Below are 5,161 nucleotides of genomic sequence, written 5' to 3' on the forward strand. Positions count from 1 at the left end.
AGAAGGTATTCTAGGCTTAATTTAGGTTTTTATCCATCTTTTGCGTGTTTAATTTTTAATACAGCTAACATCTCTTCAAAAGTCGTGCGCTGAACACCAACAAGACGATTAAATTGTGCATCAGTTAGTTGTTTACTTGCTTCATAATTCATAGAACTATTATACCATATTTTGTTTCGCAGGAAGTCTAATAATAATATTTATCTTTCCTATCGAACGCTTTCAATCTTCCAACTATTCCAACCTTTAAACCGTATAGCTCCATGCTGGTCAGTTCGGTAAACTTTGCTATTGATACCTTCCAGTCGTGTCAAAGTTTCCTGATGGGGGAGTTTCGTTCGATTGTTCTTTCCAACTGAGATGAGAGTCATCTCTGGTTTGAGCTGTTCTAAAAAGTCTGAACTTAATGATTTTTTAGAGCCATGTTGGCTAGCTTTCAAAACATCCACTTCTAGGTCAGGATAGTGCTTCAGCATGTCCTTCTCTCCTTTCTCCTCCAAATTTCCAGTGAAAAGAAAGTTTTTATCCAAGAGTTTTCCATACAAAACCAGGGTATCTTCATGATCTCCAATTTTCCTTGGAGATAGGACTTCTAACTGACTTCCAAAAATTGGCAAGTTCTCTCCTGCTGTCACACTGCGCACCTTGGTTTGAGTCGCCTGTAGTTCTGCCACAAATTCCTTCTGTTTCAGACTTCCTTTTGATACTAAAATCTCCCCTACATGAAAAGCCTTGGTCACCTCCAACAAATCTCCAACATGTTCCTTGTCCGTATTTGTCAAAATCAGCTGGTCAATCTTGGCTACTCCTCGACTTTTGAGATAGGGAATCAAGGTTCGCTGGGCATTGCTGGTCGTCGCCTTTTCTTGCCATTTTTCAATTTTCTTATCAGATTCTGCCTTGCCACCTACATCTATGAGAATGGTCTTCCCAGTTACATCCCTTAGGAAAATACTTTCTCCTTGCCCCACATCCAGCATGGTAATTTCATTTTCCAGTGGATGCTTGGTCAAGAAAAAGAGACCCACAATAAGTAAGCTGAAGCCAGCTACTCTTTTGATATTTTTCCTCAAATCATAGACCAAAGCCAAGGAAATTAACAATAAAATTAAAAACCATGCATTAGGTTGTCCAAAGACAAACGGCCTACTTGTCATCTGCGAGACCAAGCGAATCATTCCCTCCAACCATTCAAAGATAAAATTCAGTTGAATGACTGGATAGAGAAAGGAAAGGGCAAATAAGATAGACAAGAGCGGTAAGAAGACCAAATCAAATAGAAAGGAAAAGACAAAGGTCAAGAGGATGGACCAAGGTTGAAATTCCGCAAAATAGAAGGATAGAATGGGCAATATGCCCAAGGAGATGACTAGACTTTCACTAGCAACAGCCTTGAGCCCCTCCCCTTCTTTGCTGGTCATGGTCAGGATAAAAGCATAAGCGCAGGACAAGACTCCTCCTGCTGTCAAGAAAAAGTTTGGCATGACAATAAAGAGGAGAAACACTGTCAAGGCAAAATTATCCAAGCCCTTAACCCCATGTTGAGCCAGTAGCTTTTGCAAGAGACTGCGAATAACCGATGCTGAAAATCCAGTTAGTCCCGCATAGATAAGGGAAAAGGGATAAGTCAGCCATTTCAACTTTTCTTGGGTCAAGCCCAATCGCAAGAGAAGTTTCTTAAATCCGTTCATGAAAAAACCTACCTGCATGCCAGATAGGGCAAAGAGGTGGATAATTCCTAGACTGGAATAAAGCTCATTCATCTCCTCAAAGTCGGTGTCCAGATGTCCCAGCAAGAGTCCTGTCATGTAATTGCGCATAGGGTCTGGAAAGTGCGTCTTAATCCAAACCACAGCCTTTCGACGTAAACTGGACAAGTTTTCTCCTATATCCCAACTGCCAATCTTTTGAAGTGACTGGATTGTTTTGATATTGAGAGTCTGGTAAATTCCCTGAGTCTTCAGATAGGCTTGGTAATTAAAGCCACCAAAATTTCTCTGCCCTTCTGGCTCCGAAAGCTTCCCTTCTAGTCCTATCTCATGCAGGTCGGTTAAAGCTTGAAAGGCTTCTTTCTCCTCCTCGGACTGGAGTTTATAATAGACTTGAAAAATGCGTCCATCAGCCTTGCCGCGAAAGGACAGACTATCACCATTGACCTTAACAGTGTCAGGCAGAATCCGTACCCTTTCAACAGAATCCGCCAGATTTTGACTCGCTTGGCTCTGTTGCCAATTTTGAAACAGAAACCAGAAGCCAAAGACTCCACAAATCACTAAAACTTTGCCTGTTGATTTCCATGGAAATTGGAAAAAGAGACAGACTAGCAGAAAAACAAAGCCCAACAAAGCAAGATAGGATGCTGAGAAAATAGCGTAATAAAACCAAAGTAACAAAAAACTCAGGTAAATTAGGGGAATGGGGATGTTCTTAATCCACTGTAACATAGTCTTTTAGCTTTTCTATGGTCTTAGCACCAATGCCAGAGACCTTCTTGAGTTCATCAATCGACTTGAATTTCCCATTTGCCTCACGATGGTCTATAATGTCCTGAGCTCGTTTTCCTCCCAGTCCCTTAACCTGTTTAAGCTCTTCCAGACTGGCCTTGTTGAGATTGACCTTCTTTTCCTTGCTTGTTGAAGAAGCTGTCCCCGAACCAGTCTGTTGACTAACTGCTTCTTCTCCCTTAGTAGGAACGTAAACCAGAGCCTCATCACTAACTTTCTGAGCTAGATTGAGCGACTTGCTGTCTGCTTGCTCTGTCAAGCCACCAGCCTTCTGAACAGCATCATTGACTCGACTACCTACAGGCAAGTCATAAATCCCTGGCGATTTGACAGCACCTTTGACATCTACTGTGATTAGATCTTGTTCAAGGGGTTCTTCCTTCTCTTCCTTGTTCACTTCCTTTTCGGATACCAAATCCTTGGAAACAGCTGCAACTTCAGCCTGCAAATTCGTTTCCTTTACAGGTGTTTGTGGAGCTGGCTTTAGCAGGAAAAATCCGCCTACAAGCAAGCCCAGACCAGTACAGATGACGATGATTTTATACTCTTTGATTTTCTCGATAATTGCTTCCATATTTTCTCCTCTCTTAGATTATTCGTAAGAGGAAGAAAAAACAGTCGAAAAATTTCTTTTCAACTGCTTATTTATTTGCAAAATAGTCTTCCTTGGTCAAGACATAATGAACTCTTGTCACGATTCGGCCTTTTTCATGCTGGTCCATACAAGCATAAGCTTCTTCGTGGGAAAAACGCATGCCTGATTTCTCCATGACCTTTCCTGACGCGGGATTAGCCTTATCGTGTAAAGCAACTAACTTATTCATTCCTATCTTCTCAAAAGCTAGCTCAATTACGGCACGATTGGCTTCTGTCGTCAATCCTTGATTCCAATACTTTTTATTGATAATGTAGCCAATAGCTGCCTTCTTAAGAACAGGATCAATCTTGTGCAAGTCAATGGTTCCGATAAACTTGCCGTTATCTTTTAATTCAATCCCCCAGCGTCCCAAGGGATTAGCCAAGTAGAACTGAGCAATATTATTCTTGGTTTCTTCTACATTTTGATTGGTTGAAAAAGTGTAACGTGTATTATCCTTGTCCGAGGCATAGTCAAACATTGCTTCCGCATCATTCAAAGTTACAGGTCTAAGCAACAAACGCTCTGTCTCGACTATGGGATACTGAGCTAGTTTTAAAAAGATTGATTCCATACGTTTCTTCCACTTGAAACCTTTCTAATCTAATATAAGGATATTGAATAAAACATTTAAAAAGCAAACTTATAGTAGATTGAAATAAGATATAAACAAATCAATCAGGAAAGTCAAATTAATTTCTAAAAATGTTTTAGCAGTCACAACGTACTATTCTAGCTTCAATCTACTATAGATTTAGTATTGAGATAACTTTAAGTACAAAAGAACTATCCTTCATATAGAGGTTGAGAATCTAATTCTTCACTCTCTTCTTTTTTAACCGGTTCTGGTTCATAGGCTCGGATAATCTGAGCGACAACTGGGTGGCGAACCACATCCTTGGCTGAAAAATGAACAAAGTCAATCTGGTGAATGTTCTTGAGTTTCTCTTGGGCATCAATCAAACCGGACTTGACATTGCGTGGCAGGTCAATCTGACTGATATCTCCATTGACAATCATCTTAGAATGAAAACCTAAACGAGTCAAAAACATCTTCATCTGCATAATGGTCGTATTTTGCGCCTCATCGAGAATGACAAAGGCATCATCCAAGGTCCGTCCACGCATATAGGCAAGGGGCGCAATCTCAATAATTTCACGCTCCATGAGTCGAGTTGTTTGGTCTTTCCCCAGAATCTGATACAAAGCATCATAAACAGGTCGAAGGTAAGGATCTACCTTCTCCTTAAGATCACCCGGAAGAAAACCTAGACTCTCTCCTGCTTCCACCGCTGGACGTGTCAAGATAATCCTCTTGACTTGCCCACGTTTAAGTGCAGTCACTGCTAAGGTCACTGCAAGAAAGGTCTTCCCTGTACCTGCTGGCCCAATTCCAAAGGTCACATCATGCTGTTTAACACTGTCCACATAAAGTTTTTGACCTAGTGTTTTGACACGGATAGGCTTCCCTGTATTATCCTTGATAATTTCTTCTTCATAAAGGGCGACAAATTTGTCGATTTCATCGTTTTTGACCATGCTAATCGCAGTCACTACATCTGGTGTGCCGACTGTCATTCCACGATTTACCAAAACCATCAAGGCTTGAATAACTTGTCTAGCTTCCTCACAAGCTGACTCCCCCCCCAAGACTTGTACAATCTCTGTACGAGCATGAATCACCACATCAAGCTCTTCTTCCATCAAACGAAGATGGCGCTCATTGGAACCAAAAAGATGAAACAGGTCATCTGGATGACTCAGTTGAATGTCTATTGAATGTTCCTTCAAATAAAGAACCTCTCTAATCCTTTTATTTCTTTTTATTATAGCAAAGGGATGGAGAAATTACTAGCCCAAACCCAATGAATCATGCTAGTGTTCTAAGTATTCTTGCCAGATAGCGTCAAAGTCTCCTAGGTTAAAAGAGAAACTGGCATGTTCTTCCAAAAAGCGACTCACCTCATCAAAATCATCTGTGTGTTTTGGAAAAGCTGATTCCCCGACTTTATCACTTAAA

Annotated in this window: 5 protein-coding genes and 1 pseudogene; all 6 read right to left on the reverse strand. The window is 40.9% G+C overall.

Going from position 1 to position 5,161, the window contains the following annotated elements; genetic code table 11:
* Positions 1-32 precede the first annotated feature (32 nt).
* A pseudogene (locus HT669_RS07620) lies at positions 33-152 on the reverse strand (IS5/IS1182 family transposase); the annotation flags it as partial.
* Between the two features lie 57 nt (positions 153-209).
* A complete protein-coding gene (locus tag HT669_RS07625; protein ID WP_000942432.1) occupies positions 210-2,444 on the reverse strand; it encodes a DNA internalization-related competence protein ComEC/Rec2 in 2,235 nt (744 codons plus the stop codon).
* Positions 2,428-3,078, reverse strand: a complete 651-nt coding sequence (locus HT669_RS07630; protein WP_000387332.1) for a helix-hairpin-helix domain-containing protein — start codon at positions 3,076-3,078, stop codon at positions 2,428-2,430. The genes HT669_RS07625 and HT669_RS07630 overlap by 17 nt, the downstream gene beginning before the upstream one ends.
* A gap of 67 nt (positions 3,079-3,145) precedes the next feature.
* Complete coding sequence (locus tag HT669_RS07635; RefSeq protein ID WP_000443735.1) at positions 3,146-3,715, reverse strand: GNAT family N-acetyltransferase; 570 nt, start codon at positions 3,713-3,715, stop codon at positions 3,146-3,148.
* A 212-nt stretch (positions 3,716-3,927) separates the two neighbouring features.
* Positions 3,928-4,932 carry a PhoH family protein gene (locus tag HT669_RS07640; protein WP_000658205.1) on the reverse strand — a complete coding sequence of 335 codons (1,005 nt, stop codon included), beginning with the start codon at positions 4,930-4,932 and terminating at the stop codon, positions 3,928-3,930.
* 84 nt (positions 4,933-5,016) lie between these two features.
* A partial coding sequence (locus HT669_RS07645) for a YozE family protein (RefSeq protein ID WP_240153505.1) occupies positions 5,017-5,161 on the reverse strand: 145 nt, incomplete at its 5' end.

The sequence above is a fragment of the Streptococcus sp. 2100 genome, from assembly GCF_013276335.1.
In the GTDB taxonomy this organism is placed as follows: Bacteria; Bacillota; Bacilli; order Lactobacillales; family Streptococcaceae; genus Streptococcus; species Streptococcus pseudopneumoniae.

Coding starts and splice junctions, on each gene's coding strand:
- HT669_RS07625 (WP_000942432.1), bottom strand. CDS start 2,444: ATGTTACAGTGGATTAAGAACATCCCCATTCCCCTAATTTACCTGAGT.
- HT669_RS07630 (WP_000387332.1), bottom strand. CDS start 3,078: ATGGAAGCAATTATCGAGAAAATCAAAGAGTATAAAATCATCGTCATC.
- HT669_RS07635 (WP_000443735.1), bottom strand. CDS start 3,715: ATGGAATCAATCTTTTTAAAACTAGCTCAGTATCCCATAGTCGAGACA.